Genomic DNA, 24,918 nt, shown 5'->3' on the forward strand with positions numbered 1-24,918 from the left:
CGCCCGTACGATGGTGGGGTGTCCTTCAGTCTCGACGACCTGCCCATCCGTGACGACCTCCGGGGGCTGACGCCCTACGGCGCTCCCCAGAAAAAGGTCCCGGTCGCTCTCAACGTCAACGAGAACACGCATCCCATCCCCGAGGACGTCGCTCGCGACATCGTCGAGTCGGTGGCCCGGGCGGTCCTCGACGTCAACAGGTACCCCGATCGTGAGTTCACGACGCTGCGCGACTCGCTGGCGGCCTACCTCGGGCACGATCTGACCCGCGACAACATCTGGGCGGCGAACGGCTCCAACGAGGTCATCCAGCAGCTCCTCCAGGCCTTCGGAGGCCCAGGCCGCTCCGTCCTGGGGTTCCCCCCCACGTATTCGATGCACTCGATCATCGCCACGGGCACCGGCAGCCGGTGGATCGAGGGTCGTCGTGACGAGGGGTTCCGCATCTCGCCCGAGACCGCGATCTCCGAGATCGAGCGCACCCGTCCCGACATCGTCTTCTTCTGCGGACCGAACAACCCCACGGGCACCCCTCTCGATCTCGCCACGATCGAGGCTGCCTACGACGCGACGGACGGCATCGTCTTCGTCGACGAGGCCTACGCCGAGTTCATGCCGGCCGACCAGCCGACGGCACTGACCCTCCTGGCCGGCCGCGAACGTCTGGTCGTGTCCCGCACGATGAGCAAGGCGTTCGCGTTCGCCGGTGCCCGGGTCGGCTACCTGGCCGCGCACCCGGCCGTGGCCGACGCGCTGCGTCTGGTGCGCCTCCCGTACCACCTCTCGTCCCTGACGCAGGCGGCGGCCGTCGCAGCGCTCTCGCACGCGAGCGAGATGCTCGCCATGGTCGACGACATCAAGGCACAGCGTGATCGCATCGTGCACGAGTTGACCGAGCTCGGGTACGAGCCGTGGCCCACCTGGTCGAACTTCGTCCTCTTCGGCGGGGTCGATGATCCGACCGACGTCTTCGAGCGCCTGCTCGAGCGGGGCGTGATCGTCCGCAACCTGGGCATCCCGAACCACCTGAGGGTCAGTGCAGGCACCGAGGCCGAGACCACCGCGTTCCTCGAGGCGCTCCGCGACATTAGGCTCTCTTCGTGACCGAGACGACCCGCGCCGCCCGTACCGCTTCCCTCTCGCGCGAGACGAGCGAGTCCAGCATCGCCCTCGCCCTCGACCTCGACGGTTCGGGCCGATCGACGATCGACTCGTCGGTGCCGTTCTTCGACCACCTCCTGACGGCGTTGTCGAAGCACTCCCTGATCGACCTCGAGGTCACCGCGAAGGGCGACACGCACATCGACGTCCACCACACCGTCGAAGACATCGGCATCACGTTCGGCACCGCGCTGAAGCAGGCGCTCGGCGACAAGTCGGGCATCTCTCGCTACGGTGACGCGCTGGTCCCGCTCGACGAGGCCCTCGTGCAGGCGGTCGTCGACGTGTCGGGGCGCCCGTACCTCGTGCACACGGGCGAGCCGGAGGGGTTCGAGTACCACCTCATCGGCGGGCACTTCACCGGCTCGATGGTCCGCCACGTCTTCGAGGCGATCACCTTCCACGCCGGCATCACCGTGCACGTCCGCGTGCTGGGCGGGCGTGATCCGCACCACATCGCCGAGGCCGAGTTCAAGGCGTTCGCCCGGGCGCTCCGCCAGGCGGTCCAGCCCGACCCGCGCGTCAGTGGCATCCCGTCGACGAAGGGCGCCCTGTGACCGGCGCGCGTCCCTCCGTCGTCGTCCTCGACTACGGCAGCGGCAACGTCCACTCGGCCGTCAAGGCGCTCGAGTTGGCGGGTGCCGACGTCGCGCTGACGTCCGATCGCGCCCGGGTGCAGGCGGCCGACGGTCTCTTCGTCCCCGGCGTCGGTGCATTCGCAGCCGTCATGAGCCAGCTCGAGTCCGTCCGCGGTGGCGAGCTGATCGACCGACGGTTGGCCGGCGGGCGTCCGGTCATGGGCATCTGCGTCGGCATGCAGGTCTTCTTCGAGGGCGGCGTCGAACGCGGCAACAGCACCGGTGGCCTCGGGGCGTGGCCCGGCGTGGTCGACGAACTGAAGGCCGACGTCCTGCCGCACATGGGCTGGAACACCGTCGACGTTGCCGAGGGCAGCGTGCTCTTCGACGGGGTGGCCGACGAGCGGTTCTACTTCGTCCACTCGTTCGCCGCACAAGAGTGGTCCCTCGACGTGATCCGACCCTTCACCGAACCGCGCGTCACGTGGGCCGACCACGGCGGCCGCTTCGTCGCCGCCGTCGAGAACGGCCCGCTCTGGGCGACGCAGTTCCACCCCGAGAAGTCGGGCCGGCCGGGCATCCGGCTGCTCTCGAACTGGCTCGGCACCTTCTGACCCCGGCGCGACCGACCCGATCGCGCCTCCTGACCCTGCGGTGCCCGGCGCCGTGAGAGAGACGACATGAGCGAGTTCTGCACCACCCCCGCCCTGACCCTGTTCCCCGCCGTCGACGTGGCGGGCGGTCAGGCCGTGCGCCTGACCCAGGGTGAGGCCGGCAGCGAGACGAACTACGGCGACCCGGTCTCGGCAGCCGACGACTGGGCGAGCCAGGGCGCCGAATGGCTGCACCTGGTCGACCTCGACGCCGCCTTCGGGCGCGGAGACAACCGCGCCGTCATCAAGAGGGTCATCAAGCAGGTCAAGGGCGTCAACGTCGAGCTCAGCGGTGGCATCCGCGACGACAAGTCCCTCGAGGACGCGTTGAGCACCGGCGTGAAGCGCATCAACCTCGGCACCGCGGCCCTCGAGAACCCCGAATGGGCCGCCCACGTCATCGCCGAGTACGGCGAGGCGGTGGCCGTCGGGCTCGACGTCCGGGGCACCACGCTGGCGGCGCGGGGTTGGACCGAAGAGGGCGGCGATCTCTGGACCGTCCTCGCGCGGCTCGAAGAGGCCGGCTGTGCGCGCTACGTCGTGACCGACGTGACGAAGGACGGCACGCTCCAGGGTCCCAACGTCGACCTGTTACGTCAGGTGATGGAGCACACCGATCGTCCGGTGATCGCCTCGGGGGGCATCTCGAGCCTCGACGACCTCGTGGCTCTGCGTGAGCTCGTGCCGCAGGGGCTCGAGGGCGCCATCGTCGGCAAGGCGCTCTACTCGGGAGCCTTCACCCTCGGCGCAGCCCTCGACGTCGCGTCGAACTGATGACGACCGCGCCGGGCGGACCGGGGCACGCACACGAAGATCCCGGTCCCGGCGGAGACAGCGCCGGGCGTCCGTGGGCCGGGCGCACCTTCGACCATCACGACACGGCGCACGCCGGAGACGACGGGTCCGCCGACCCGGACCTGCTCGACGCCCTCCTCGGGTTCCGCGAGGGGCGGCTCGGAGAGAGCGACGTCGTCGACGCCCTCCGTCCGGCGCGCCTGCTCGTGCCTCTGGTCGCCGTGGCGGGGGACGAAGGTCTCGACGACCACGGTCGCCGCGTCGACAAGACGCAGGAGCTCTCCATCGTCACGGTCTCGGGTCCCGACGGCCGGGACGTGTTGCCGGCCTTCACCTCGGTAGAGACCTTGACGCGGTGGCGTCCCGCTGCCCGACCGGTGCCGGTGGAGGCTCGGCGCGTGGCCCTCGCGGCCGCCTCGGAGTCGACCGACCGCATCGTGGTCGACCCCGGTTCGATCACCGAGTTCGGTCTGCGTCGTCCGGCTGTCTGGGCCGTCGCGCAAGACCTCCCGTGGGTGCCGAGCCACCACGACGAAGACGTCCTGCGCGCGTTCCTCGACGCGTCACGTGACGAGGAGGCGCTGGTCAGCCTGGTCGTCGCGCCGGGCTATCGAAACGCCCGGCTCGGTGCCCCCGAGATCGTCGTCCAGCTGGGCGTGGCGCCGGGTCTGGACCGCGACGCCCTTCACGCGCTGCTGCAGCGACTGCAGGCGGCCTGGGCCGCCGATCCGGTGATCGCCGACCGGGTCGACAGCATGTCGGTGAAGGTCGTCCCGGGCTGAGGAAGAGCCGTCCGTCAGGGTGCGGGAGCCGGACGCGCGGTTCGGGGGACGCGCCGTTCAGTTGACGGGGCCGGTGTACTTCTCGCCGGGGCCCTGGCCGATCGCGTCGGGGATGGCCGACGCTTCACGGAAGGCGAGTTGCAGCGACCGCAGGCCGTCGCGGAGCGCCCGGGCGTGCTGGTCGCCGATCTCGGGTGCGCTGGCGGTCACGAGTCCGGCGAGGGAGGTGATGAGCTTGCGGGCCTCGTCGAGGTCGGTCTGTCGCTGCGGGTCGTCGGCCAGGCCGACCTTCACCGCGGCGGCGCTCATCAGGTGGACGCAGACGGTGTTGATGACCTCGACCGCGTTGACGTCGGCGATGTCACGTGCGGCGTCGTCACCGAAGTGCAGATCGTCCTCGAACCGCGCCGTCGCGGGGGAGGTGTCGGGCGACGTGGCCGGTGCCGGATCACCGAAGCGGGCGTCGGGAATGGGTGCGTCGTCGGGGGAGTGGCTCACGAACTGATCCTCTGCTAAACTCGTCCAGGCTCGGAGCGTCTGCTCCGTGCGAAAGTGGAGATTCTCCCACCCGCGCTTGACCGTTAGACAAGGTTACCGGGTTGTTGGCACCCCGTTCGATCAGCACCACCGTTCCACCTCGTTCCTCGTCAGAGGCATCGGGCAGACGGTGATCGAGCAGCCAGGGTGCGGTGTGATGCGTCGTCAGACGGTGCCCGCACGAAACTCCTCTTTCTCTGGCGAGGCCGTCCGGCCCCGCCAGATGCAGAAATGACGACAGAGGAGTTCCGCATCAGCGATCCCCGTACGAACGACCGTATCCGCGTCCCCGAGGTCCGCCTCGTCGGGCCCGCAGGTGAGCAGATCGGCGTCGTTCCCATCGCCATGGCCCTGCGTCTCGCCGCAGAGGCCGAGCTCGACCTGGTCGAGGTGGCCCCCAACTCGAAGCCTCCCGTGGCCAAGATCATGGATCACGGAAAGTTCAAGTACGAGGCTGCGCAGAAGGCGAAAGAAGCCCGTCGCAACCAGGCGAACACGATCCTCAAAGAGGTCCGTTTCCGCCTGAAGATCGACAAGCACGACTACGAGACGAAGCGCAAGCGCGCCGAGGGCTTCCTCCAGGGCGGCGACAAGGTCAAGGCCATGATCCTGTTCCGTGGTCGCGAGCAGTCGCGTCCCGACCAGGGTGTCCGCCTCCTCCAGCGCTTCGCCGAAGACGTCTCCGAGTGGGGCAGCGTCGAGTCGACGCCCACCATCGACGGCCGCAACATGGTGATGGTCATCGGCCCGCACAAGAACAAGTCCGAGGCCAAGGCCGAGGCAGAAGCTCGCAAGGCGGCCAACAAGCCGCCGAAGCACCCGACGTCCGACGAGGTCCCGGCCGATGCACCGGCCGAGCGACCGACAGAAGAAAGTAAGTAAGACATGCCCAAGCAGAAGACCCACTCCGGCGCCAAGAAGCGCTTCAAGGTCACCGGTTCCGGCAAGATCATGAAGCAGCAGGCTGGCATGCGCCACAACCTCGAGGTGAAGAGCGCCAAGCGCAAGGCTCGCCTGAACCAGGACCAGGTGCTCGCTCCCGCCGACGCCAAGGTCGCCAAGAAGCTTCTCGGTCACTGACCGCTGACACGAACGTAGAGGAACAAGAAAATGGCAAGAGTCAAGAGAGCGGTCAACGCCGCCAAGAAGCGTCGCGTCATCCTCGAGCGTGCCGAGGGTTACCGCGGTCAGCGTTCGCGCCTGTACCGCAAGGCCAAAGAGCAGGTCACGCACTCGCTCGTCTACTCGTACCGTGACCGTCGTGCGCGCAAGGGCGAGTTCCGTCGTCTGTGGATCCAGCGCATCAACGCGGCGTCGCGTGCGAACGGCCTGACCTACAACCGCCTCATCCAGGGTCTGTCCCTGGCCGGCGTCGAGGTCGACCGTCGCATCCTGGCCGAGCTGGCCGTCAACGAGCCCGCCACGTTCGCGTCGCTCGTCGCCACCGCCAAGGCCGCGCTGCCCGCCGACACCTCGGCCCCCAAGGTCGCCGCGTAGTCGCACCCGAACCACCCTCGAGGCCCGACGGCCCGACACCCACCCCGGTGTCGCCGTCGGGTCTCGTGCGTCCGCGGCAGGCGGTGGTCCTCGTGCGGCATCATGGACGGGTGCCCCACGACTCCCTGCTCGACAATCCCCGTTCACCCCGAGTCCGGGCGGTGGCCAAGCTCTCGAAGCGCGACGCTCGCACCGAGACCTGCACGTTCCTGCTCGAAGGGCCGCAGTCGGTCGGTGAGGCCCTGGCCTTCCGGCCCGAGCTGATCGTCGAACTCTTCGGCACCCCGACGGCTCTCGAGCGTTACCCCGAGGTGGCGGTCGCCGCCGGGGCGGAGGGCATCGACGTCCAGTTCGTCACCGAGCCGGTGCTCGAGGCCATGGCCGACACGGTCACGCCACAGGGCATCGTCGCCGTCTGTCGGCAGTTCCCCACGTCGGTCAAGGACGTCTTCGCCGCCGAGCCCAAGCTCGTCGTGATCCTCGAGGAAGTCCGCGACCCCGGCAACGCGGGCACCATCATCCGGGCCGCGGACGCCGCGGGTGCCGACGCCGTCATCATGACCGGTCGCAGCGTCGACCTCTACAACCCCAAGGTCGTCCGGTCCACGACGGGTTCGCTGTTCCACGTGCCGGTCGCCGTGGGCGTCGAGTTGCCGGCGATCGTCGACCGGTGTCGTGAGGTCGGCCTCCAGGTGCTCGCCGCCGACGTCAAGGGAGACGACCTGCTCGCCGCCCGCACCGAGGGCGTGCTCGCCGAGCCGACCGCCTGGCTCTTCGGCAACGAGGCCCGAGGTCTCACCGACGCCGACCTCGCGCGTGCCGACCGCGCCCTGGTCGTGCCCATCTACGGTCACGCCGAATCGATGAACCTCGCGACGGCGGCCTCGGTGTGCCTCTACGAGAGCGCCTTCGCCCACCGCAGCTAGCGCCTCCTCGTCCCGCAGGAGGCGCGGGTCGGGCCATGCGCTCTCAGCGCGGTGGGACGCGTCGTTTCGTTTTCATTAAGAATCCACTGTGAATTTGACCCCGACCTGGGGGTCTGTTTGTGTGGGCGCATGGAACCCCTCGTCGTGGTCGACCACGTCAACAAGCACTTCGGTGACCTCCACGTCCTGAAGGACATCACCACGACGGTGGGCAAGGGTGAGGTGGTCGTCGTGATCGGCCCGAGCGGTTCGGGCAAGTCGACCCTCTGCCGGGCGATCAACCGCCTCGAGACCATCGACGACGGCGTCATCACGATCGACGGCACGCGTCTGCCCGAAGAAGGTGCGGCTCTCGCCCGCCTCCGCGCCGACGTCGGCATGGTGTTCCAGAGCTTCAACCTCTTCTCGCACAAGACCATCCTCGAGAACGTCATGCTGGGCCAGCTCAAGGTGCGGAAGCGCACCAAGGCCGAGGCGCGCGAGCGGGCGATGCAGTTGCTCGAGCGGGTCGGCGTCGCGAACCAGGCCGACAAGATGCCGTCCCAGCTCTCGGGCGGGCAGCAGCAGCGTGTCGCGATCGCCCGGGCACTGGCGATGGACCCCAAGGTGATGCTCCTGGACGAGCCCACCAGCGCACTCGACCCCGAGATGATCACCGAGGTGCTCGACGTCATGGTGCAGCTCGCGAAGGACGGCATGACGATGATCGTCGTCACCCACGAGATGGGGTTCGCGCGCAAGGCCGCCGATCGCGTCGTCTTCATGGCCGACGGTCAGATCGTCGAAGAGGCGACGCCCGAGAAGTTCTTCACCGACCCCCAGTCGACCCGCGCCCAGGACTTCCTCGCGAAGATCCTCACGCACTGAGCGGGCGCGGCCGAGTCCGCGACCCGTTCCCCGGCACCCGAACAGCCGGCCCACGACACCCGATCGCCGCCCGGCGTCCGGGTCACCCAGCAAGGAGATCAGAATGCGACTCAGCAAGGGATTCGTCGCCGTAGCCGCAGCAGCCGCCGTGGTCCTCGGCCTCTCGGCCTGCACCGACTCGTCGGCCCCGGCCGTCGACGTCGAGACGCCGGCCGACTTCGCCGAAGGCAGCACCATGGCCCGCCTCGCCGACGCCGGTGAGATCACCATCGGCACCAAGTTCGACCAGCCGCTGTTCGGCCTGGCCAACCCCGACGGCGTGCCCGAGGGCTTCGACGCCGAGATCGGCAAGCTCGTCGCCGCGAAGCTCGGCATCGAAGCCGACAAGATCACGTGGGTCGAGACCGTCTCGGCCAACCGCGAGCCGTTCATCCAGAACGGCCAGGTCGACCTCGTCATCGCGACCTACACGATCAACGACGATCGCAAGAAGGTCGTCTCGTTCGCCGGCCCGTACTACACGGCCGGTCAAGACCTGCTCGTGCTCGACGGCAACCCCGAGGGGATCGAGTCCGCCGACGATCTGGCCGGCAAGAAGGTCTGCACCGTCAGCGGCTCGACCAGCGAGAAGAACGTGGCCGAGTACACCACCGACATCCTCGCCACCGACACGTACTCGAACTGCCTCGAGCCCCTCCGCACCGGTGCGGTGTCGGCCGTGACGACCGACAACGTCATCCTGGCCGGCCTCGCCGACCAGAACGAGGGTGAGTTCGAGGTCGTGGGGGAGACCTTCACCGAAGAGCCCTACGGCATCGGTCTGGCCCTCGAAGACACCGACTTCCGCATGTTCGTCAACGACACGCTCCAGGACGCCGAGGACGACGGCACCTGGGACGAGCTGTGGGAGAAGACCGCGGGCAAGGTGCTCGACACCCCGACGCCCCCCACGATCGACCGCTACTGACACCGCGCGGGCACCCGGGGCGACCAGCCCCCGGGTGCCCGCGTCCTGCCCCGACCGAAGGACCCTGTTGAACCCCTTGGACGTCATCCCCGGCTTCGACGCCGTGACCGACAACTGGCCCCGCTTCTGGGACGGCTTCGTCACGACGCTCCAGCTGCTCGTTCTGTCGGGCCTCGGGGCCCTCGTGATCGGTTTCTTCGTCGCGGCACTGCGCATCTCGCCCGTGGCGTCCTTCCGCACGTTCGCGACGGTCTACACCGAGGCGCTGCGCAACATCCCGCTCACGCTCGTGCTCTTCTTCTGCGCCTTCGTCCTGCCGTACCTCGGAGTCGACTTCGGCACGTACTTCCCGTTGGCCGTCATCGGCTTGACGGCGTACACCTCGCCGTTCGTCGCGGAGGCCATCCGGTCGGGCATCAACGGCGTCCCCGTCGGGCAGGCCGAGGCGGCCCGCAGCATCGGGCTCGGCTTCGGGCAGACGCTCGGCCACGTGATCCTCCCGCAGGCCATGCGCATGGTCGTGCCCCCGCTGATCAACGTCTTCATCGCCCTCACCAAGAACACCTCGGTGGCCGGTGGTTTCTTCGTGGCCGAGCTCTTCGCCGCGGGACGCTACATCGCGAACGATCGCGGTGACGCCGTCATCACCACGCTGCTCGCCGTGGCGTTCTTCTACCTGCTCGTCACCATCACGCTCGGCCGTCTCGCCGCCGTGGTCGAGAAGAAGGTCGCAGTCCTCCGATGAGCACCTCCGTCCTCTACGACGCCCCGGGGCCGAGGGCCCGCCGCACCTCGCGGATCATCTCGGTGGTCGGCGTCGTGCTCGTCCTGGCCCTGGTCGCCTACCTCGTCTACCTCCTCGGCCGCCCCCGCATCAGCGCGAACGGTGCCGAGAGTCCCGGCGTGCTCGACGCGTCGCGGTGGGACATCCTCGGTGACCTCGCGCTCTGGCGGGCGATCGGTCGGGGTTGGTTGGCGACCATCCAGGCCGCGGCCGTCGCGTCGGTCCTCGCGGTGGTCATCGGCGTCCTCTTCTCGTTCCTCCGGACGGCGCGGTCCGCCTGGGTGCGCGTCCCCACGACGGTGCTGCTCGAGTTCTTCCGCGGCATGCCCGTCCTGCTGATGATGCTGTTCATCCTGTTGGTCTTCTCGACCGGGGCCTTCTGGGCCGTGGTCGCGGCGCTGGCGGTCTACAACGGGGCGCTCATCGGCGAGGCGCTGCGCGCGGGCATCGCCTCGCTGCCGCGGGGGCAACGCGAGGCCGGCCTCGCGATCGGGCTCACCCCGATCCGCACGCGCTTCGCCATCGAGTTCCCGCAGGCCTTCCGTCAGATGCTGCCGATCATCCTGGCCCAGCTCGTCGTCCTGTTGAAGGACACCTCGCTCGGCTACATCGTCGGCTACGTCGAACTGACCCGGAGCGGTCTCACGCGTCTGGGCACCTACTACGGCAGCACGTACACGTTCACCCTCTTCGCGGTCGTCCTCGTCGTCTACCTCGCCACGAACCTCCTGCTCTCGTGGGTCGTCCGCGTCGTCGACCGACGGACGGGGCGGCGTGCGGTCGTCGCCAAGCGCCCGGGCACGCCGAAGGACCCGGGCATGTTCGGACGCGGTGGCCGCTACGAGTCCGACCACGTGTCGGGCCGCGCGACCTGACCCGGTCCGTCCACCCGATCCCAGCCCGCGCCTCCTCGTCCGTCACGACCAGGAGGCGCGGGTCGCCTCCCAACGATCGCTAAGCTTGGTTCTCGTGTCAGACTCCGTCCCCCTCTCCGAAGACGCCGTCGCGTCGGCGGTCGACGCCGCCCTCGCGGCGATCGCCACGGCGGCCACCGTCGCCGAGCTCAAGACCGCCCGTGCCCAGCACGTCGGCGAGGTCTCGGTGCTGGCCCGCCTGAACGCCGGTCTGCGCGACCTGCCGAACGACCAGAAGGCGGCGGCGGGCAAGCTCGTCGGTCAGGCCCGAGGTCGGGTCGGTCAGGCCGTCGCCACGCGCGAGGCCGAGCTGGCCGTGATCGAGGAGTCCGCGCGGCTCGAGGCCGAGGCCGTCGACGTCACGGCTCTGCCGTCGCGCCGTCGCGCCGGGGCCCGTCACCCCCTGACCTTGCTGCAAGAGCGCATGGCCGACCTGTTCGTCGGCATGGGGTGGGAGGTCAACGAGGGCCCCGAACTCGAGCACGAGTGGTTCAACTTCGACGCCCTGAACTTCGACGCCGACCACCCGGCCCGGGCCATGCAGGACACGTTCTTCGTCGACCCCGTCGACCGTCACCTGGTGTTGCGCACGCATACGTCGCCGGTGCAGATCCGCACGCTCCTCTCGAAAGAGCTGCCGGTCTACAACGTCGCGCTGGGCCGGGTGTTCCGCACCGACGAGCTCGATGCGACGCACACGCCCGTCTTCACCCAGCTCGAGGGCATCGCCGTCGACGAGGGCCTCACCATGGCGCACCTGCGCGGAACCCTCGAGCACCTCGCCCGCTCGATGTTCGGCGCCGAGGCGCAGATCCGGCTGCGCCCCAACTACTTCCCCTTCACCGAGCCCAGCGCCGAGATGGACGTCTGGCAGCCGAACGCCAAGGGCGGCGCACGGTGGGTCGAATGGGGCGGTTGCGGGATGGTCAACCCGAACGTGCTGCGGGCGGCCGGCATCGACCCCGAGCGCTACCAGGGTTTCGCCTTCGGCATGGGCATCGAGCGCACCCTCCAGTTCCGCAACGACCTCAACGACATGCGCGACATGGTCGAGGGTGACGTCAGGTTCAGCGAGCAGTTCGGGATGGTGGTCTGATGCGGGTTCCGCTGAGTTGGCTCGGTGAGTTCGTCGAGCTGCCGGGCGACGTGTCGCTCGAGAGCGTCCACGCCGCCCTCGTGTCGGTCGGGTTCGAAGAAGAAGACGTCCACGTCGGCGACGTGACCGGGCCCCTCGTGGTCGGTCAGGTGCTCGAGTTCACGCCCGAGCCGCAGAAGAACGGCAAGACGATCAACTGGTGCCAGGTCGCCGTGGGCCCGAACGCCTCGACCGACCCCGATGACGTCCGCGGCATCGTCTGCGGTGCCCACAACTTCGTCGTCGGCGACAAGGTCGTCGTGTCGTTGCCCGGTGCGGTGCTGCCCGGGCCGTTCCCGATCGCCGCCCGCAAGACCTACGGGCACGTCTCCGACGGCATGATCGCCTCGTCCCGCGAGCTCGGCCTCGGCGACGAGCACGACGGCATCCTCGTCCTCTCGTCGCTCGGTCTCGATCCCGAGGTCGGCACGGACGCGATCGCGCTGCTCGGCCTCGACGAGGCCGCGGTCGAGATCAACGTGACGCCCGACCGGGGCTACGCCTTCAGCATCCGGGGGGTGGCCCGCGAGTACTCGCACGCCACCGGGGCGACCTTCCGCGACCCCGCGTCGCTCGTCTCTCCGACCCCGTCGTCCGGCTTCCCGGTGGTCGTGGACGACCAGGCCCCCGTGCGCGACCGGGTCGGCGTGCAGACCTTCACCACCAAGGTGGTCCGCGGCATCGACGCGACCCGTCCGACCCCTCCGTGGCTCGCGTCGCGCTTGCGGTTGGCGGGGGTCCGCAGCATCTCGCTGCCGGTCGACGTCACGAACTACGTCATGTTCGAGCTCGGCCAGCCGATCCACGGCTACGACCTCGACAAGGTCAGCGGTGGCCTCTCGGTCCGCCGGGCCGCACCGGGCGAGCGCCTCGAGACCCTCGACGGCCAGGTACGCGACCTGCACGCCGAGGACCTCGTGATCGCCGACGAGTCGGGTGCCGTCGGCCTGGCCGGCGTCATGGGCGGCGCCTCGACCGAGATCGGCGCGACCACGACCGACGTCCTCGTCGAGGCCGCGACCTTCGACCCCACGTCGATCGCCCGTACCGCCCGCCGCCACAAGCTGCCGAGCGAGGCGTCCAAGCGCTTCGAGCGCGGTGTCGACCCGCAGGTGGCCGAGGCAGCCGCCCAGCGCGTGGTCGACCTGCTCGTCGAGCTCGCCGGCGGCACGTCCGACGCGCTCGGGTCACGATGGGACGCCTCCACCCCTCCCGACGCGATCACCCTGCCGGTCGATCGAGCCGCCCGCCTCATGGGCGTCGACTACACCGACGACGAGGTCTCCGGTGCCCTCACGGCCATCGGGGCGAGCGTCGAGCGAGCTGGTGACGACTGGCTCGTGACCCCGCCGACCTGGCGCAGCGACCTGGTCGACTCCGCGTCGCTCGTCGAAGAAGTCGCTCGCATCACGGGTTACGACCGCATCCCCTCCGTCCTGCCCGTCGCCCCGGCCGGTCGTGGGTTGTCGCGCGAGCAGCAGCTGCGTCGGCAGGTGTCGAACGGGCTCGCCGCGGCCGGCTCGACCGAGGTCGCCGCGTACCCGTTCGTCTCCTCGGCCCAGAACCTCGCCTTCGGCTCGGCCGACGGCACCGGGCTGCCCGCCGTCCGACTCGCCAACCCCCTCGACTCGGCGGCGCCCGAACTCCGTCGGTCACTGGTGCCGGGGCTGCTCGAGGTCGCCCGTCGCAACCTCGGTCGCGGTCTCGTCGACCTCTCGGTGTTCGAGGTGGGCACGGTCTTCCTGCCTGACGAGGGCGTCGTCTACGGAAGCGACGAGGTCCCGTTCGGGGCCGCCCGCCCCGACGACGCCACGCTGGGCGCCCTCGCCGACGCCCTGCCGCGCCAGCCGCGACACCTCGGCCTCCTGACGGTCGGCACGGTCGTCGATCGCGCCCCTGGGCAATCCGCCGTCCCGGCGTCCCTCGCCGACGTGCTCGACGCCGTGCGCGTCGCGGCGTCGGCCGTGGCCGCCGAGGTCACCTTCCGACAGGCCCGGCACGTCTCGCTGCACCCGGGCCGCACGGCCGAGGTGCTCGTCGGCGACGAGGTCGTGGGCATCGCGGGCGAGCTGCTGCCCAGCGTGGCAGCCGAGCTCGACCTGCCCCGGGTGGTCGCCGTGGCCGAGCTCGACCTCGACCGCCTCATCGCCCTCGCCGTCGCCGAGCCGGCCACCTCGGCCCTCTCGTCCTACCCCGCGGCGACCCAAGACCTCTCCCTCGTGGTGGGCGTCGACGTCCCCGCGGGCGACGTGCTCGCGACCGTGCGCGAGGGTGCGGGCCACCTGCTCGAGACGGTCCGGCTGGTCGACGACTACCGAGGTGCCGGGTTGCCCGACGCGTCGAAGTCGCTCACCTTCGCCCTGCGCTTCCGGGCCGGAGACCGCACCCTCACCGCCGCCGAGGCCTCCGAGGCCAAGTCCGGCTCCGTCCGCCTGGCCGGCGAGCGATTCGGGGCGGCGCTCCGCGACTGACACTCGCCCGGCGCCGCCGCCCCTGATCCCAGGCCGAATTCGAACATTAGGGTGGACGCATGCCTTTCTCCGTTGCCGTGGCCGGCGCGAGTGGTTACGCCGGTGGTGAGCTCCTGCGCTTGCTGGCCGAGCATCCCGACTTCGAGGTGCAGACCGTCACAGCGTTCCAGAACGCCGGTCAGCCACTCCTCGCGGTCCAGCCGCACCTGCGCTCGTTGGCGCACCTGACCCTGGTCGACACGACGCCCGAAGCCCTCTCGGGGCACGACGTCGTGTTCCTCGCCCTGCCCCACGGCAAGTCGGGGGCGATCACCGCCCAGTTGCCCGACGACACGCTCGTCGTCGACTGTGGTGCCGACCACCGGTTGACCGACGAGTCCGCCTGGCAGGCGTTCTACGGTGGCGAGTTCTACGGAGCCTGGTCGTACGGCCTGCCCGAACTCGTCCTCGGTGACACCCCGGGTCGCCAGCGCGACGTCCTGGTCGGGGCCAAGCGCATCGCGGTGCCCGGCTGCAACGTCACCGCGGTGACCCTGGGGCTGGCCCCCGGCGTCCAGGCGGGCGTCGTCGAGACCGCCGACATCGTGACCGTGCTGGCCGTCGGTCCGTCCGGGGCGGGCAAGGCGCTCAAGACCCACCTGTTGGCCAGCGAGTTGATGGGGTCGGCGTCGGCCTACGGGGTGGGCGGCAGCCACCGGCACATCCCCGAGATCCAGCAGAACCTCCGGGTGGCCGGCGCGACGGAGGTGAACGTCTCGTTCACCCCGGTGCTCGTGCCGATGGCGCGGGGCATCCTCGCCACGACGACGGCGCGTCTCGCCCCGGGCGTCACCGCCCACGACGTGCGATCCGCCTGGCAGCAGGCCTACGCGAACGAGCCCTTCGTGCACCTGCTGCCGGACGGCGAGTTCCCGCGGACGGCCGACACGATCGGTGCCAACACCGCCCTGATCGGACTCGCCGTCGACGAGGCCGCCGACCGCGTCGTCGTGGTCACCGCCCTCGACAACCTCGTGAAGGGCACGGCCGGTGCCGCCGTCCAGTCCGCCAACATCGCGCTCGGCCTGGCCGAGACCACCGGCCTCGGCCAGAACGGAGTCGCCCCGTGAGCGTCACCGCAGCAGCCGGTTTCGAGGCCTCCGGCGTCGTCGCCGGCCTCAAGAGTTCGGGCGCGCCGGACGTCGCCCTGGTCGTCAACCGAGGTCGCAGCACGGCCGCAGCGGCCGTCTTCACCAGCAACAGGGCCAAGGCGAACCCCGTCCTGTGGTCCCAGCAGGTCGTCGCCGACGGTCGCGTCGACGCCGTCGTCCTCAATTCCGGAGGCGCGAACTGCTTCACGGGAGCCTTCGGCTTCCAGACGACGCACTCCACGGCCGAGACCGTGGCCGCCGCCCTCGGCCTGTCGGCGACGGACGTCCTCGTCTGCTCGACGGGCCTCATCGGCGTCGGCGACCAGACCTTCCGCGACAAGGTACTGAGCGGCTCCACGGCCGCGGCCGACGCCCTGTCGGTCGACGGCGGCCTCGATGCCGCCACGGCGATCATGACGACCGACACCAAGCCCAAGCAGGCCGTCGTCTCGGGTGACGGCTGGGTCGTCGGCGGAATGGCCAAGGGTGCGGGCATGCTCGCCCCCGGACTCGCCACGATGCTCGTCGTGCTCACGACGGACGCCGACGTCGACGCGTTCGGTCTCGATTCCGCACTCCGCGAGGCGACCCGGGTCACCTTCGACCGTCTCGACTCGGACGGCTGCATGTCGACGAACGACACCGTCGTGTTGTTGGCCAGCGCCGAGTCCGGTGTCGCGCCTCCTGCCGGCGACTTCGCGGCGGCGGTCACGGCGCTCTGTGCCGACCTCGCCGAGCAGTTGCAGGCCGACGCCGAGGGTGCCTCGCACGACATCCGCATCGAGATCGTGGGGGCGGCATCCGACGACGACGCCGTCGAGGTGGGCCGTTCGATCGCTCGCAACAACCTCTTCAAGGCAGCCGTCTTCGGCAACGACCCCAACTGGGGCCGCGTGCTCGCCGCCATCGGCACCACGTCGGCCGAGTTCGACCCGTACGACGTCGACGTGACCATCAACGGCGTCCGCGTCTGCCACGCCGGGGCACCCGATCGGCCGAGCGACGACGTCGACCTGACGCCCCGGGCGGTCCACGTGCTCGTCGACCTGAAGACGGGGCCGGTCGAGGCGACCATCCTGACGAACGATCTCACGCACGACTACGTGCACGAGAACAGCGCGTACTCCAGCTGATGGGCGTCCACACGAGCACCGGTGCGACGGCGGCCGACGAGCAGGAGCTCGCGGCGGTCAAGGCCTCGACCCTGATCGAGTCCCTGCCCTGGCTGAAGCGCTTCTCTGGCAAGGTCGTCGTCGTGAAGTTCGGCGGCAACGCCATGGTCGACGACGCCCTCAAGCAGGCGTTCGCCGAGGACATGGTCTACCTGCGGTACGCCGGGTTGCACCCGGTGGTCGTCCACGGCGGGGGGCCACAGATCTCGGCCGCCCTCGACGCCGCCGGCATCGAGAGCGAGTTCCGGGGCGGTTACCGCTACACGTCGACCGAAGCGATCTCGGTCGTGCGCGACGTCCTGGCCGGCGAGGTCAACCGCGAGATCGTCGACCTGATCAACGAGCACGGCGACCTGGCCCGCGGTGTCTCCGGCGAGGGCTCGACCTTGTTCGAGGGTCGCAAGCGCGGTGTCGTGGTCGACGGCGAGACCTTCGACCTGGGACACGTGGGCGACGTGACACACGTCGACCCGTCGTCGGTGCTGGTCGAGATCGAGGCGGGGCGCATCCCCGTGGTGTCGTCGATCGCGACGAACACGATCGATCCCGAGCACGCCCTCAACGTCAACGCCGACGCGGCGGCGGGGGCCCTGGCCATCGCCCTCGGTGCGGCCAAGCTCGTCGTCCTGACCGACGTCGCCGGGCTCTACGCCGACTGGCCGAACCGCGACTCGCTCGTCGAGGCCATCACGGTGTCGGCCCTCACCGACATGCTCCCGACCCTCGAGTCGGGCATGATCCCCAAGATGCGCGCCTGCCTCGACTCGGTCGTCGGTGGCGTCGGAGGAGCGACCATCATCGACGGTCGCATCCCGCACTCGATCCTCCTCGAGGTGTTCACCCAACGCGGGTCGGGCACCGAGGTGGTCCCCGACGATCGGGCGGCGTCGACCGGCGCCCCCGTCGTCACCTCGTTCGGCACCCCCGCCGGCGAGATCGTCACCACCGGGGGCACCGCCCCGGGTGGCCCTGCCGCCAGCGGCACCGACACGAAAGGACAGTCGTGACCATGATCCAGACCCAAGGCGGTACCTGGCAGCGCCGATTCGGCGACTCGATGATGCGTTCGCTGTCCACTCCGAAGGTGATGCTCGACCGCGGCGAGGGCTGCCAGGTCTGGGACGTCGACGGCAAGCGTTACCTCGACTTCCTGGCGGGCATCGCCGTGAACGCCCTCGGACACGCCCACCCGGTGCTCGTCGAGGCGCTCACCGAGCAGGCGAGCAAGCTGATCCACGTCTCCAACTACTTCGCGACGGCTCCGCAGGTCGAGCTCGCCGAACGGCTGACCCGCATCAGCGGTGCCGGCGAGCGTGGGCGCGTCTACTTCGGCAACAGCGGAGCCGAGGCCAACGAGGCCGCGGTCAAACTGGCCCGCCTCAACCGCGGTGACGGCTCGCGCACCCGCATCCTCGCCCTGCAGAACTCGTTCCACGGGCGCACCATGGGCTCGCTCGCGCTGACCGGCAAGCCGGCGCTGCGCGAACCGTTCGAGCCGATGATGCCCGGGGTCGAGCACATCGACACGACCGTCGAGGCACTCGAGGCGGCCCTCGACGGTACGGTGGCCGCCCTGTTCGTCGAGCCGATCAAGGGCGAGGCCGGCGTCGTCGACCTACCCGAGGGCTACCTCGAGCGTGCCCGCGAACTCACCACGAAGCACGGTGCCCTGCTGATCCTCGACGAGATCCAGACCGGCATCGGCCGGACCGGCTCGTGGTTCGCCTTCCAGCAGCACGACATCGTCCCCGACGCCATCACCGTCGCCAAGGGCATCGCCGGGGGAGTCCCCATCGGCGCGCTCATCACCTTCGGCGACACGTCCGACCTGTTCGAGGCCGGTCAGCACGGCAGCACCTTCGGCGGCAACCCGCTCGCCACCGCCGCGGCCAACGCCGTGCTCGGCGAGATCGAGTCGAGCCAGCTCGTGCTCAACGCGATCGTCCGGGGCGACCAGCTCCGCGCGGCCGTCGAGTCGATCGGTTCGCCGCTCGTCCGCGAGATCCGCGGCAACGGCCTCCTGATCGGCCTGGGGCTGGCGCAGCCCGTCGCGGCGCAGGTCGCCGCCGACGCCCTCGAGGCCGGCCTCATCGTCAACGCCCCCAACGACTCGAGCATCCGTCTCGCGCCTCCCCTGATCGTCGGTGACGACGAGATCGCCGAGTTCACCCAGATCATGACCACCGTCCTGAAAGGCCTCGAATGACCCGCCACTTCCTCCGGGACGACGACCTGACCACCGCCGAGCAGCTCGAGGTGCTCGATCTCGCTGACGAACTCAAGCGCGACCGTTGGTCCCAGCGCCCGCTGGCCGGTCCGCAGACCGTCGCCGTGATCTTCGACAAGTCGTCGACCCGTACCCGGGTCTCCTTCGCGGTCGGCATCGCCGACCTCGGCGGCAGCCCGCTGATCATCGCCACCGCGAACAGCCAGCTCGGCGGCAAGGAGACCCCGTCCGACACGGCGCGCGTGCTCGAGCGCATGGTGTCCGCCATCGTCTGGCGCACCTACGCGCAGTCCGGCCTCGAAGAGATGGCGGCGGGGACGACCGTGCCCGTCGTCAACGCGTTGAGTGACGACTTCCACCCGTGTCAGCTGCTCGCCGACCTGCAGACCATCCGCGAGAAGAAGGGCACGCTCGCCGGCCTCTCGGTGGCCTTCGTCGGTGACGGGCGCTGCAACATGGGCCAGTCGTACCTGCTGGCCTGCGCGACCGCGGGCATGCACGTCCGCATCGGTGCCCCCGAGGGCTTCCTGCCCGACCCGACCGTCGTGGCCGACGCCGAGGCGATCGCAGCGCGGACGGGCGGCTCCGTGCTCGTCACGACCGACGCGGCCGAGGCCGTCGCCGGGGTCGACGTCGTCGTGACCGACACCTGGGTCTCGATGGGCAAGGAGGACGAGAAAGACGAACGGGTCGCCGTCTTCGGATCGTTCAAGGTCGACCAGGCCTTGATGGCCCAGGCCGACGCCGACGCGATCTTCCTGCACTGTCTCCCCGCCGACCGCGGGTACGAGGTCACGGCCGACGTCATCGACGGCCCGACCAGCGTCATCTGGGACGAGGCCGAGAACCGGCTGCACGCCCAGAAGGCGCTGCTCACCTGGCTGTTGGCCCGCTGAGCACCCCCACCACCTCACACACACGTAGCCACACCCACACCACTCAAGGAGAACCATGGCGGAACGCGTCGTCCTCGCATATTCAGGAGGCCTCGACACCTCGGTCGGCATCGGCTGGTTGGCCGATGCCACCGGAAAAGAGGTGGTCGCCCTCGCCGTCGACGTCGGACAGGGCGGAGAGGACATGGAAGACATCCGACAGCGTGCCCTCGACTGCGGTGCGGTCGAATCGGTCGTCGTCGACGCCAAAGAAGAGTTCGGCACCGACTACCTGATGCCGGCCCTCAAGGCAAACGCGCTGTACCAGAAGACCTACCCGCTGGTGTCCGCCCTCAGCCGTCCGCTGATCGCCCGCCACCTGGCGTCGGTCGCGAAGGAACTGGGTGCGAACAGCGTGGCCCACGGGTGCACCGGCAAGGGCAACGACCAGGTCCGCTTCGAGGCGGCCGTCGCGGCCCTCGCCCCCGACCTGACGAGCATCGCCCCGGTCCGTGACCTGGCCCTCACCCGCGACAAGGCGATCGTCTACGCGGAAGAGCACGCCCTTCCCATCCGCCAGAGCGCCAAGAACCCCTACTCGATCGACAAGAACGTCTGGGGCCGCGCGGTCGAGACCGGGTTCCTCGAGGACCCCTGGAACGCTCCCATCGAGGACCTGTACGAGTACACGCAAGACCCGGCCGTCGTCAAGGACGCCGACGAGGTCGTCATCACCTTCGAGGCCGGAGTCCCGACGGCGATCGACGGCGTGGCGTTCACCCCGCTGGGCATCGTCGAGCGCATGAACGAGCTCGCCGGCAAGCACGGCGTCGGCCGCATCGACGTCGTCGAGGACCGGCTCGTCGGCATCAAGAGCCGCGAGGTCTACGAGGCCCCCGGCGCGATGGCGCTGATCGCCGCGCACGAGGCGTTGGAGGCCCTGACCATCGAGCGCGACCTCGGCCGGTACAAGCGTGGAGTCGAGGCCGAGTGGTCCAACCTCGTCTACGACGGCCTGTGGTTCTCGGGTCTCAAGCGGTCGCTCGACGTCTTCATCGACGACACGCAGAAGTACGTGTCGGGCGAGATCCGTCTCAAGCTGCAGGGCGGGCGCGCGGTCGTCACCGGTCAGAAGAGCGACGCGAGCCTCTACGACTTCGACCTCGCGACCTACGACACGGGAGACACCTTCGACCAGTCCCTGTCGAAGGGCTTCATCGAGATCTGGTCGCTGCCCAGCAAGATCTCGGCTCGTCGCGACCTGGCCCACGGGGCGTGACCGACGCGAGCGGGCTCGGCGAAGGGTCGGGCAAGAACGAGCGAGCAGGCGAGGCGGGCGCCCTCTGGGGCGGCCGCTTCGCCTCCGGGCCGTCCGCCGAGCTCGCCGCGCTCAGCAAGTCCACGCAGTTCGACTGGCAGCTGGCCTCGTACGACATCGCCGGGTCGCGGGCACACGCCAGGGCTCTGGCGGCGGCGGGATACCTCGACGCGTCCGAGCTCGAGGCCATGCTGTCGGCGCTCGACCGGCTCGAGTCGGACGTGCTCGACGGCACGTTCACCGCGGCCGAGACCGACGAGGACGTGCACTCCGCCCTCGAGCGGGGCCTCATCGGCATCGCCGGCGCCGAGCTCGGCGGCAAGCTCCGGGCGGGGCGTAGCCGCAACGACCAGATCGCGACGCTGGTGCGCTTGTACCTGCGCGACCACGCCCGCGTCATCGGTCGGCAGGTCGTCGACCTGGTCGACGCGATCGCCGGTCAGGCGACGGCCCACCCGTCGGCCGTGATGCCCGGCCGGACGCACCTCCAGCACGCGCAGCCGGTGCTGTTGGCGCACCACCTCCTGGCCCACGCCTGGCCTCTGGTCCGCGACCTCGAGCGCCTGCGCGACTGGTCGCGTCGGGCCGGTGCCTCGCCGTACGGAGCGGGTGCCCTCGCGGGTAGCTCGCTGGGGCTCGACCCGCTCCTCGTGGCGACCGATCTGGGTTTCGACCGCACGACCGAGAACTCGATCGACGCGACGGCCAGTCGTGACGTCGTGTCGGAGTTCGCGTTCGTCGCGGCGTCCATCGGCATCGACCTCTCGCGGCTGGCCGAGGAGATCATCCTCTGGAACACCCGCGAATTCGGCTTCGTCCGTCTGCACGACGCGTTCTCGACCGGGTCGAGCATCATGCCGCAGAAGAAGAACCCCGACATCGCCGAGCTCGCGCGCGGCAAGTCGGGGCGGCTCATCGGCAACCTGACGGGTCTGCTCGCGACGCTCAAAGGGCTGCCGCTGGCCTACAACCGAGATCTCCAGGAAGACAAAGAGCCGGTGTTCGACTCGGTCAGCCAGCTCGAGGTGCTGCTCCCGGCGTTCACGGGCATGGTGGCGACCCTCGATTTCGACGAGGTCCGCATGGCCGAGCTCGCGCCGCAAGGATTCTCACTCGCGACCGACGTCGCCGAGTGGCTCGTCCGTCAGGGGGTCACGTTCCGCGACGCACACGAGATCAGCGGCGAGCTGGTGCGGTTCTGTGAACAGCACGACCTCGAGCTGCACGAGCCCACCGACGAGCAGTACCGGTCCGTCTCGGCGCATCTCACGCCCGAGATCCGCCCCGTCCTGACGGTCGAGGGCTCGATCGCCAGCCGTCGAGGGGCCGGCGGCACGGCTCCCGAGCGGGTCGCCGAGCAGCTCGCGCAGCTGACCGAGCAGATGCGCCACCTGGTCCGGTCCCTCGCCCCGGCGGCAGCGTGACCCGTCGACGACCGGGCGCTCGCGACGACCGGCCGGTCCGTGCCTGGGTGGTCCCCGTCGTCGTCGCGATCGCCGTGGCGGTGCTCGTCGCCGTCGCGGTGATCGCGGTCGCCAGTGGTCAGCGCTTCTTCTGAACGAGACGATCGCGGTGAGCACGGGGGAGCGGTGACGACGACACCCGACGACGACGTGCTCGCGGCACTGCTGGCCGAACCGGCGCTGGCCGTCGCGCCGCGCCTCCTGGGTTCGGTCTTCTGGTCGGGCGGCGTCGGCATCCGCCTGACCGAGGTCGAGGCGTACCACGGTCAGGGGCAGGACCCCGGCTCGCATGCGCACCGGGGCCGGTCGGCGCGCAACGACAGCATGTTCGAACGCGGCGGAACGCTCTACGTGTACCTGTCCTACGGCATCCACCGCTGCGTCAACATCGTGTGCGGGCCCGAGGGCTTTGCGTCCGGTGTCCTGTTGCGTTCGGGCGAAGTGGTGGCCGGCGTCGACGAGGTCCGAGCGCGTCGGACGACGTCGCGGACGTCGGCCGACCTCGCCCGAGGTCCCGGCCGTCTCGGCTCCGCACTCGGCATGGAGCTCGGCGACGACGGCTCACGCCTCGTCGCCGACACCCCCGGTCAGGAGGCGCGCTTCCGCCTTCGCCTCCCGTCCGCACCGGTCGGCCGGATCGCCGCCGGCCCGCGTGTCGGTGTGTCGGGTCACGCCGGTGGCGACGCGTTCCCGTGGCGGTTCTCGCTCGAGGGTGATCCCTCGGTCTCCCCGTACCGCGCCGCCGTCTCGCGACGACGCGGTGGGGCGTGAAGACGGTGACGGAGGCCGCTGGTACCGTTTCCGACGTGACCAGTGAAACGACTGCAGACGTCCTGGCCGCCCAGAGCAACGACCCCTCGTTCGACGACGTGTGGGACGAGATGCAGTGGCGCGGCCTGGTGCACGTGTCGACCGATGCCGACGCCCTCAAGACCCTTCTCGCCGGTGCGCCGATCACGTACTACTGCGGTTTCGACCCGACGGCCCCCAGCCTCCACCTCGGCAACCTCGTGCAGTTGCTCACCATGCGCCGCCTGCAGCTCGCCGGTCACCGGCCCCTGGGACTCGTGGGCGGGTCCACCGGCCTCATCGGCGATCCACGCCCCACCGCCGAGCGGGTGCTCAAGACGCCCGAGCAGACGGCCGAGTGGGTCGACCGCATCCGCGTCCACGTCGAGAAGTTCCTCTCGCCCGACGGTGACAACGGTCTCCGAGTGGTGAACAACCTCGACTGGACGTCTCCGCTCAGCGCCATCGAGTTCCTGCGCGACATCGGCAAGAACTTCCGCGTCAACACCATGCTCAAGAAAGACGCCGTGGCCGCGCGTCTCAACTCCGACGCCGGCATCAGCTACACCGAGTTCAGCTACCAGATCCTCCAGGGCCTCGACTTCCGCGAGCTCTACCGCAGCTACGACTGCGTCCTGCAGACCGGCGGCAGCGACCAGTGGGGCAACCTCACCAGTGGCACCGAACTCATCCGCCGCACCGAAGGCGTCTCGGTCCACGCGATCGGCACGCCGCTGATCACCAACACCGACGGCACCAAGTTCGGCAAGAGCGAGGGCAACGCGGTCTGGCTCGACGCCGAGTTGACCAGCCCGTACGCGATGTACCAGTTCTGGCTCAACACCGACGACGCCGACGTCGTCCCTCGGCTCAAGGTCTTCACGTTCCTCTCGCGTTCCGAGATCGAGCGGCTCGAGACCGCCGTCGCCGACGAGCCCTTCCGTCGGGAGGCGCAGCGAGCGTTGGCCTGGAACGTCACGTCCCTGGTCCACGGCACCTCGGCCACGCAGTCGGCCATCGACGCAGCCGCCGCCCTCTTCGGGCAAGGCGACCTCACGGTCCTCGACCCGCGGACTCTCGCCAGTGCCATCGCCGAGTTGCCGGCGGCCGAGGCCGATGCGTCGACCACGATCGCTCAGGCGTTGGTCGACACCGGACTCGTCGCGTCGTTGGGTGCAGCCCGCCGGGCCACGGCGGAGGGTGGTGTCTACGTGAACAACACCCGGGTCGAGAACGGTGATGCTCTGGTCGCCGACTCGAGACTCGACGGGGGAGTCGTCGTGCTCCGACGCGGTAAGAAGACGCTCGCCGGCGTCACCGTCAAGGTCTGACCCCGGATCGACCTCCGGACGACGGAAGCCCGTTCCCTCGTCGAGGGGGCGGGTTTGACGTCGTCCCACGACAGTGAATGCACGCGGCTGGCTATGCCCTCAAGGCTTCAGTCACGCGACACGCCCGGGATGCCCAGACATTTGGAGGTGCGACCGGGGGGCTGTGTAAAGTAATCCGAGTCAGCCCAAAGGTGCGGCGGAACGGCTAGGACAGCGACCAGCAATGGTTTTGATCCGGAGTTCCCCGGCCTCAAGCGGTGACATCCTCCCCGAAGCCAAGTCGTTTACGGCTTGCGATTCGTGTGGTAGGGTTTCAAATCCATCCTCTGGTCAACACCAGGTGCTGGTCCTCAACTTTGGGGGCCGGAAATCGAGTCGTTCCGACTTGGTCCATCAGGATGGTACGGTTCCACAGCAGCTTCGAGCGAGGGTCTTTCCGGCCAGGCCTCGAGTGCGTTTGGTCCTTGAGAACTCAACAGCGTGCACATTGTCAAATGCCAAATTATACCCTGGCATTGCTTGTGGCTTCATCTTTGGTGGGGTTGT

General features: G+C 69.6%; 26 protein-coding genes. 25 read left to right on the forward strand and 1 reads right to left on the reverse strand.

Going from position 1 to position 24,918, the window contains the following annotated elements; all coding sequences use genetic code 11:
- Nucleotides 1-18: 18 nt before the first annotated feature.
- From ACIOSR_RS09665 to ACIOSR_RS09685, 5 genes are all read left to right on the forward strand, one after another.
- Nucleotides 19-1,104: a histidinol-phosphate transaminase gene (locus ACIOSR_RS09665; RefSeq protein ID WP_173152304.1), complete on the forward strand. Its 1,086-nt coding sequence runs from the start codon at nucleotides 19-21 to the stop codon at nucleotides 1,102-1,104.
- Complete coding sequence (gene hisB / locus ACIOSR_RS09670) at nucleotides 1,101-1,718, forward strand: imidazoleglycerol-phosphate dehydratase HisB (RefSeq protein WP_056048065.1); 618 nt, start codon at nucleotides 1,101-1,103, stop codon at nucleotides 1,716-1,718. The genes ACIOSR_RS09665 and hisB overlap by 4 nt, the downstream gene beginning before the upstream one ends.
- The gene (hisH, locus tag ACIOSR_RS09675; protein ID WP_402752476.1) at nucleotides 1,715-2,353 is read left to right on the forward strand and encodes an imidazole glycerol phosphate synthase subunit HisH; all 639 of its coding nucleotides are present in this window, start codon (nucleotides 1,715-1,717) and stop codon (nucleotides 2,351-2,353) included. Before hisB ends, hisH begins: the two co-directional genes overlap by 4 nt.
- A 66-nt stretch (nucleotides 2,354-2,419) precedes the next feature.
- Nucleotides 2,420-3,166, forward strand: coding sequence for a bifunctional 1-(5-phosphoribosyl)-5-((5-phosphoribosylamino)methylideneamino)imidazole-4-carboxamide isomerase/phosphoribosylanthranilate isomerase PriA (gene priA / locus ACIOSR_RS09680; RefSeq protein WP_043596701.1), 747 nt, complete (start codon nucleotides 2,420-2,422; stop codon nucleotides 3,164-3,166).
- Nucleotides 3,166-3,969, forward strand: a complete 804-nt coding sequence (locus ACIOSR_RS09685) for an SseB family protein (protein ID WP_402752477.1) — start codon at nucleotides 3,166-3,168, stop codon at nucleotides 3,967-3,969. Before priA ends, ACIOSR_RS09685 begins: the two co-directional genes overlap by 1 nt.
- A 57-nt stretch (nucleotides 3,970-4,026) precedes the next feature.
- Here ACIOSR_RS09685 and ACIOSR_RS09690 read toward each other — a convergent pair whose 3' ends face one another.
- Nucleotides 4,027-4,359, reverse strand: a complete 333-nt coding sequence (locus ACIOSR_RS09690) for a DUF1844 domain-containing protein (protein WP_043596743.1) — start codon at nucleotides 4,357-4,359, stop codon at nucleotides 4,027-4,029.
- 378 nt (nucleotides 4,360-4,737) lie between these two features.
- Between ACIOSR_RS09690 and infC the strand changes: the two genes are divergently transcribed.
- The 20 genes from infC to tyrS all read left to right on the forward strand — a co-directional run bounded on the left by infC (nucleotide 4,738) and on the right by tyrS (nucleotide 24,372).
- Nucleotides 4,738-5,388 (forward strand): translation initiation factor IF-3, encoded by a 651-nt coding sequence (gene infC / locus ACIOSR_RS09695; protein WP_082060163.1) that lies wholly within the window; start codon nucleotides 4,738-4,740, stop codon nucleotides 5,386-5,388.
- 3 nt (nucleotides 5,389-5,391) lie between these two features.
- Nucleotides 5,392-5,586, forward strand: coding sequence for a 50S ribosomal protein L35 (rpmI, locus tag ACIOSR_RS09700; RefSeq protein ID WP_043596704.1), 195 nt, complete (start codon nucleotides 5,392-5,394; stop codon nucleotides 5,584-5,586).
- A gap of 30 nt (nucleotides 5,587-5,616) precedes the next feature.
- The gene (gene rplT / locus ACIOSR_RS09705) at nucleotides 5,617-6,003 is read left to right on the forward strand and encodes a 50S ribosomal protein L20 (RefSeq protein WP_043596706.1); all 387 of its coding nucleotides are present in this window, start codon (nucleotides 5,617-5,619) and stop codon (nucleotides 6,001-6,003) included.
- Nucleotides 6,004-6,128: 125 nt separating this feature from the next.
- Complete coding sequence (locus ACIOSR_RS09710) at nucleotides 6,129-6,929, forward strand: TrmH family RNA methyltransferase (protein ID WP_402752494.1); 801 nt, start codon at nucleotides 6,129-6,131, stop codon at nucleotides 6,927-6,929.
- Nucleotides 6,930-7,058: 129 nt separating this feature from the next.
- Nucleotides 7,059-7,796 (forward strand): amino acid ABC transporter ATP-binding protein, encoded by a 738-nt coding sequence (locus ACIOSR_RS09715; RefSeq protein WP_043596708.1) that lies wholly within the window; start codon nucleotides 7,059-7,061, stop codon nucleotides 7,794-7,796.
- Between the two features lie 103 nt (nucleotides 7,797-7,899).
- A complete protein-coding gene (locus ACIOSR_RS09720; RefSeq protein ID WP_402752478.1) occupies nucleotides 7,900-8,763 on the forward strand; it encodes a glutamate ABC transporter substrate-binding protein in 864 nt (287 codons plus the stop codon).
- Between the two features lie 76 nt (nucleotides 8,764-8,839).
- The gene (locus ACIOSR_RS09725; protein WP_043596711.1) at nucleotides 8,840-9,508 is read left to right on the forward strand and encodes an amino acid ABC transporter permease; all 669 of its coding nucleotides are present in this window, start codon (nucleotides 8,840-8,842) and stop codon (nucleotides 9,506-9,508) included.
- The gene (locus tag ACIOSR_RS09730) at nucleotides 9,505-10,422 is read left to right on the forward strand and encodes an amino acid ABC transporter permease (RefSeq protein ID WP_082452458.1); all 918 of its coding nucleotides are present in this window, start codon (nucleotides 9,505-9,507) and stop codon (nucleotides 10,420-10,422) included. Before ACIOSR_RS09725 ends, ACIOSR_RS09730 begins: the two co-directional genes overlap by 4 nt.
- A 94-nt stretch (nucleotides 10,423-10,516) precedes the next feature.
- Nucleotides 10,517-11,557 carry a phenylalanine--tRNA ligase subunit alpha gene (gene pheS, locus ACIOSR_RS09735; RefSeq protein ID WP_402752479.1) on the forward strand — a complete coding sequence of 347 codons (1,041 nt, stop codon included), beginning with the start codon at nucleotides 10,517-10,519 and terminating at the stop codon, nucleotides 11,555-11,557.
- Nucleotides 11,557-14,067 (forward strand): phenylalanine--tRNA ligase subunit beta, encoded by a 2,511-nt coding sequence (gene pheT / locus ACIOSR_RS09740; RefSeq protein WP_402752480.1) that lies wholly within the window; start codon nucleotides 11,557-11,559, stop codon nucleotides 14,065-14,067. Before pheS ends, pheT begins: the two co-directional genes overlap by 1 nt.
- 59 nt (nucleotides 14,068-14,126) lie before the next feature.
- Nucleotides 14,127-15,176, forward strand: a complete 1,050-nt coding sequence (gene argC / locus ACIOSR_RS09745) for an N-acetyl-gamma-glutamyl-phosphate reductase (RefSeq protein WP_173152288.1) — start codon at nucleotides 14,127-14,129, stop codon at nucleotides 15,174-15,176.
- Nucleotides 15,173-16,330: a bifunctional glutamate N-acetyltransferase/amino-acid acetyltransferase ArgJ gene (gene argJ, locus ACIOSR_RS09750; protein WP_402752481.1), complete on the forward strand. Its 1,158-nt coding sequence runs from the start codon at nucleotides 15,173-15,175 to the stop codon at nucleotides 16,328-16,330. The genes argC and argJ overlap by 4 nt, the downstream gene beginning before the upstream one ends.
- Complete coding sequence (gene argB, locus ACIOSR_RS09755) at nucleotides 16,330-17,376, forward strand: acetylglutamate kinase (RefSeq protein ID WP_082460493.1); 1,047 nt, start codon at nucleotides 16,330-16,332, stop codon at nucleotides 17,374-17,376. Before argJ ends, argB begins: the two co-directional genes overlap by 1 nt.
- 2 nt (nucleotides 17,377-17,378) lie before the next feature.
- Nucleotides 17,379-18,575 carry an acetylornithine transaminase gene (locus ACIOSR_RS09760; protein ID WP_123571770.1) on the forward strand — a complete coding sequence of 399 codons (1,197 nt, stop codon included), beginning with the start codon at nucleotides 17,379-17,381 and terminating at the stop codon, nucleotides 18,573-18,575.
- Nucleotides 18,572-19,492 (forward strand): ornithine carbamoyltransferase, encoded by a 921-nt coding sequence (argF, locus tag ACIOSR_RS09765; RefSeq protein ID WP_056048029.1) that lies wholly within the window; start codon nucleotides 18,572-18,574, stop codon nucleotides 19,490-19,492. Before ACIOSR_RS09760 ends, argF begins: the two co-directional genes overlap by 4 nt.
- Nucleotides 19,493-19,547: 55 nt before the next feature.
- Nucleotides 19,548-20,750 carry an argininosuccinate synthase gene (locus tag ACIOSR_RS09770; RefSeq protein WP_056048027.1) on the forward strand — a complete coding sequence of 401 codons (1,203 nt, stop codon included), beginning with the start codon at nucleotides 19,548-19,550 and terminating at the stop codon, nucleotides 20,748-20,750.
- Nucleotides 20,747-22,213 carry an argininosuccinate lyase gene (gene argH, locus ACIOSR_RS09775; RefSeq protein WP_123571768.1) on the forward strand — a complete coding sequence of 489 codons (1,467 nt, stop codon included), beginning with the start codon at nucleotides 20,747-20,749 and terminating at the stop codon, nucleotides 22,211-22,213. Before ACIOSR_RS09770 ends, argH begins: the two co-directional genes overlap by 4 nt.
- Complete coding sequence (locus ACIOSR_RS09780) at nucleotides 22,210-22,347, forward strand: hypothetical protein (RefSeq protein ID WP_192122614.1); 138 nt, start codon at nucleotides 22,210-22,212, stop codon at nucleotides 22,345-22,347. Before argH ends, ACIOSR_RS09780 begins: the two co-directional genes overlap by 4 nt.
- A gap of 31 nt (nucleotides 22,348-22,378) precedes the next feature.
- The gene (locus ACIOSR_RS09785; protein ID WP_277959588.1) at nucleotides 22,379-23,023 is read left to right on the forward strand and encodes a DNA-3-methyladenine glycosylase; all 645 of its coding nucleotides are present in this window, start codon (nucleotides 22,379-22,381) and stop codon (nucleotides 23,021-23,023) included.
- A 110-nt stretch (nucleotides 23,024-23,133) separates the two neighbouring features.
- Entirely contained in the window at nucleotides 23,134-24,372 is a 1,239-nt protein-coding gene (gene tyrS / locus ACIOSR_RS09790) for a tyrosine--tRNA ligase (RefSeq protein WP_173154700.1), read from the forward strand.
- Nucleotides 24,373-24,918 lie beyond the last annotated feature (546 nt).

Origin of the sequence: Frigoribacterium sp. NPDC087798, assembly GCF_044742985.1 — a bacterium.
Classification (GTDB): Bacteria; Actinomycetota; Actinomycetes; order Actinomycetales; family Microbacteriaceae; genus Frigoribacterium.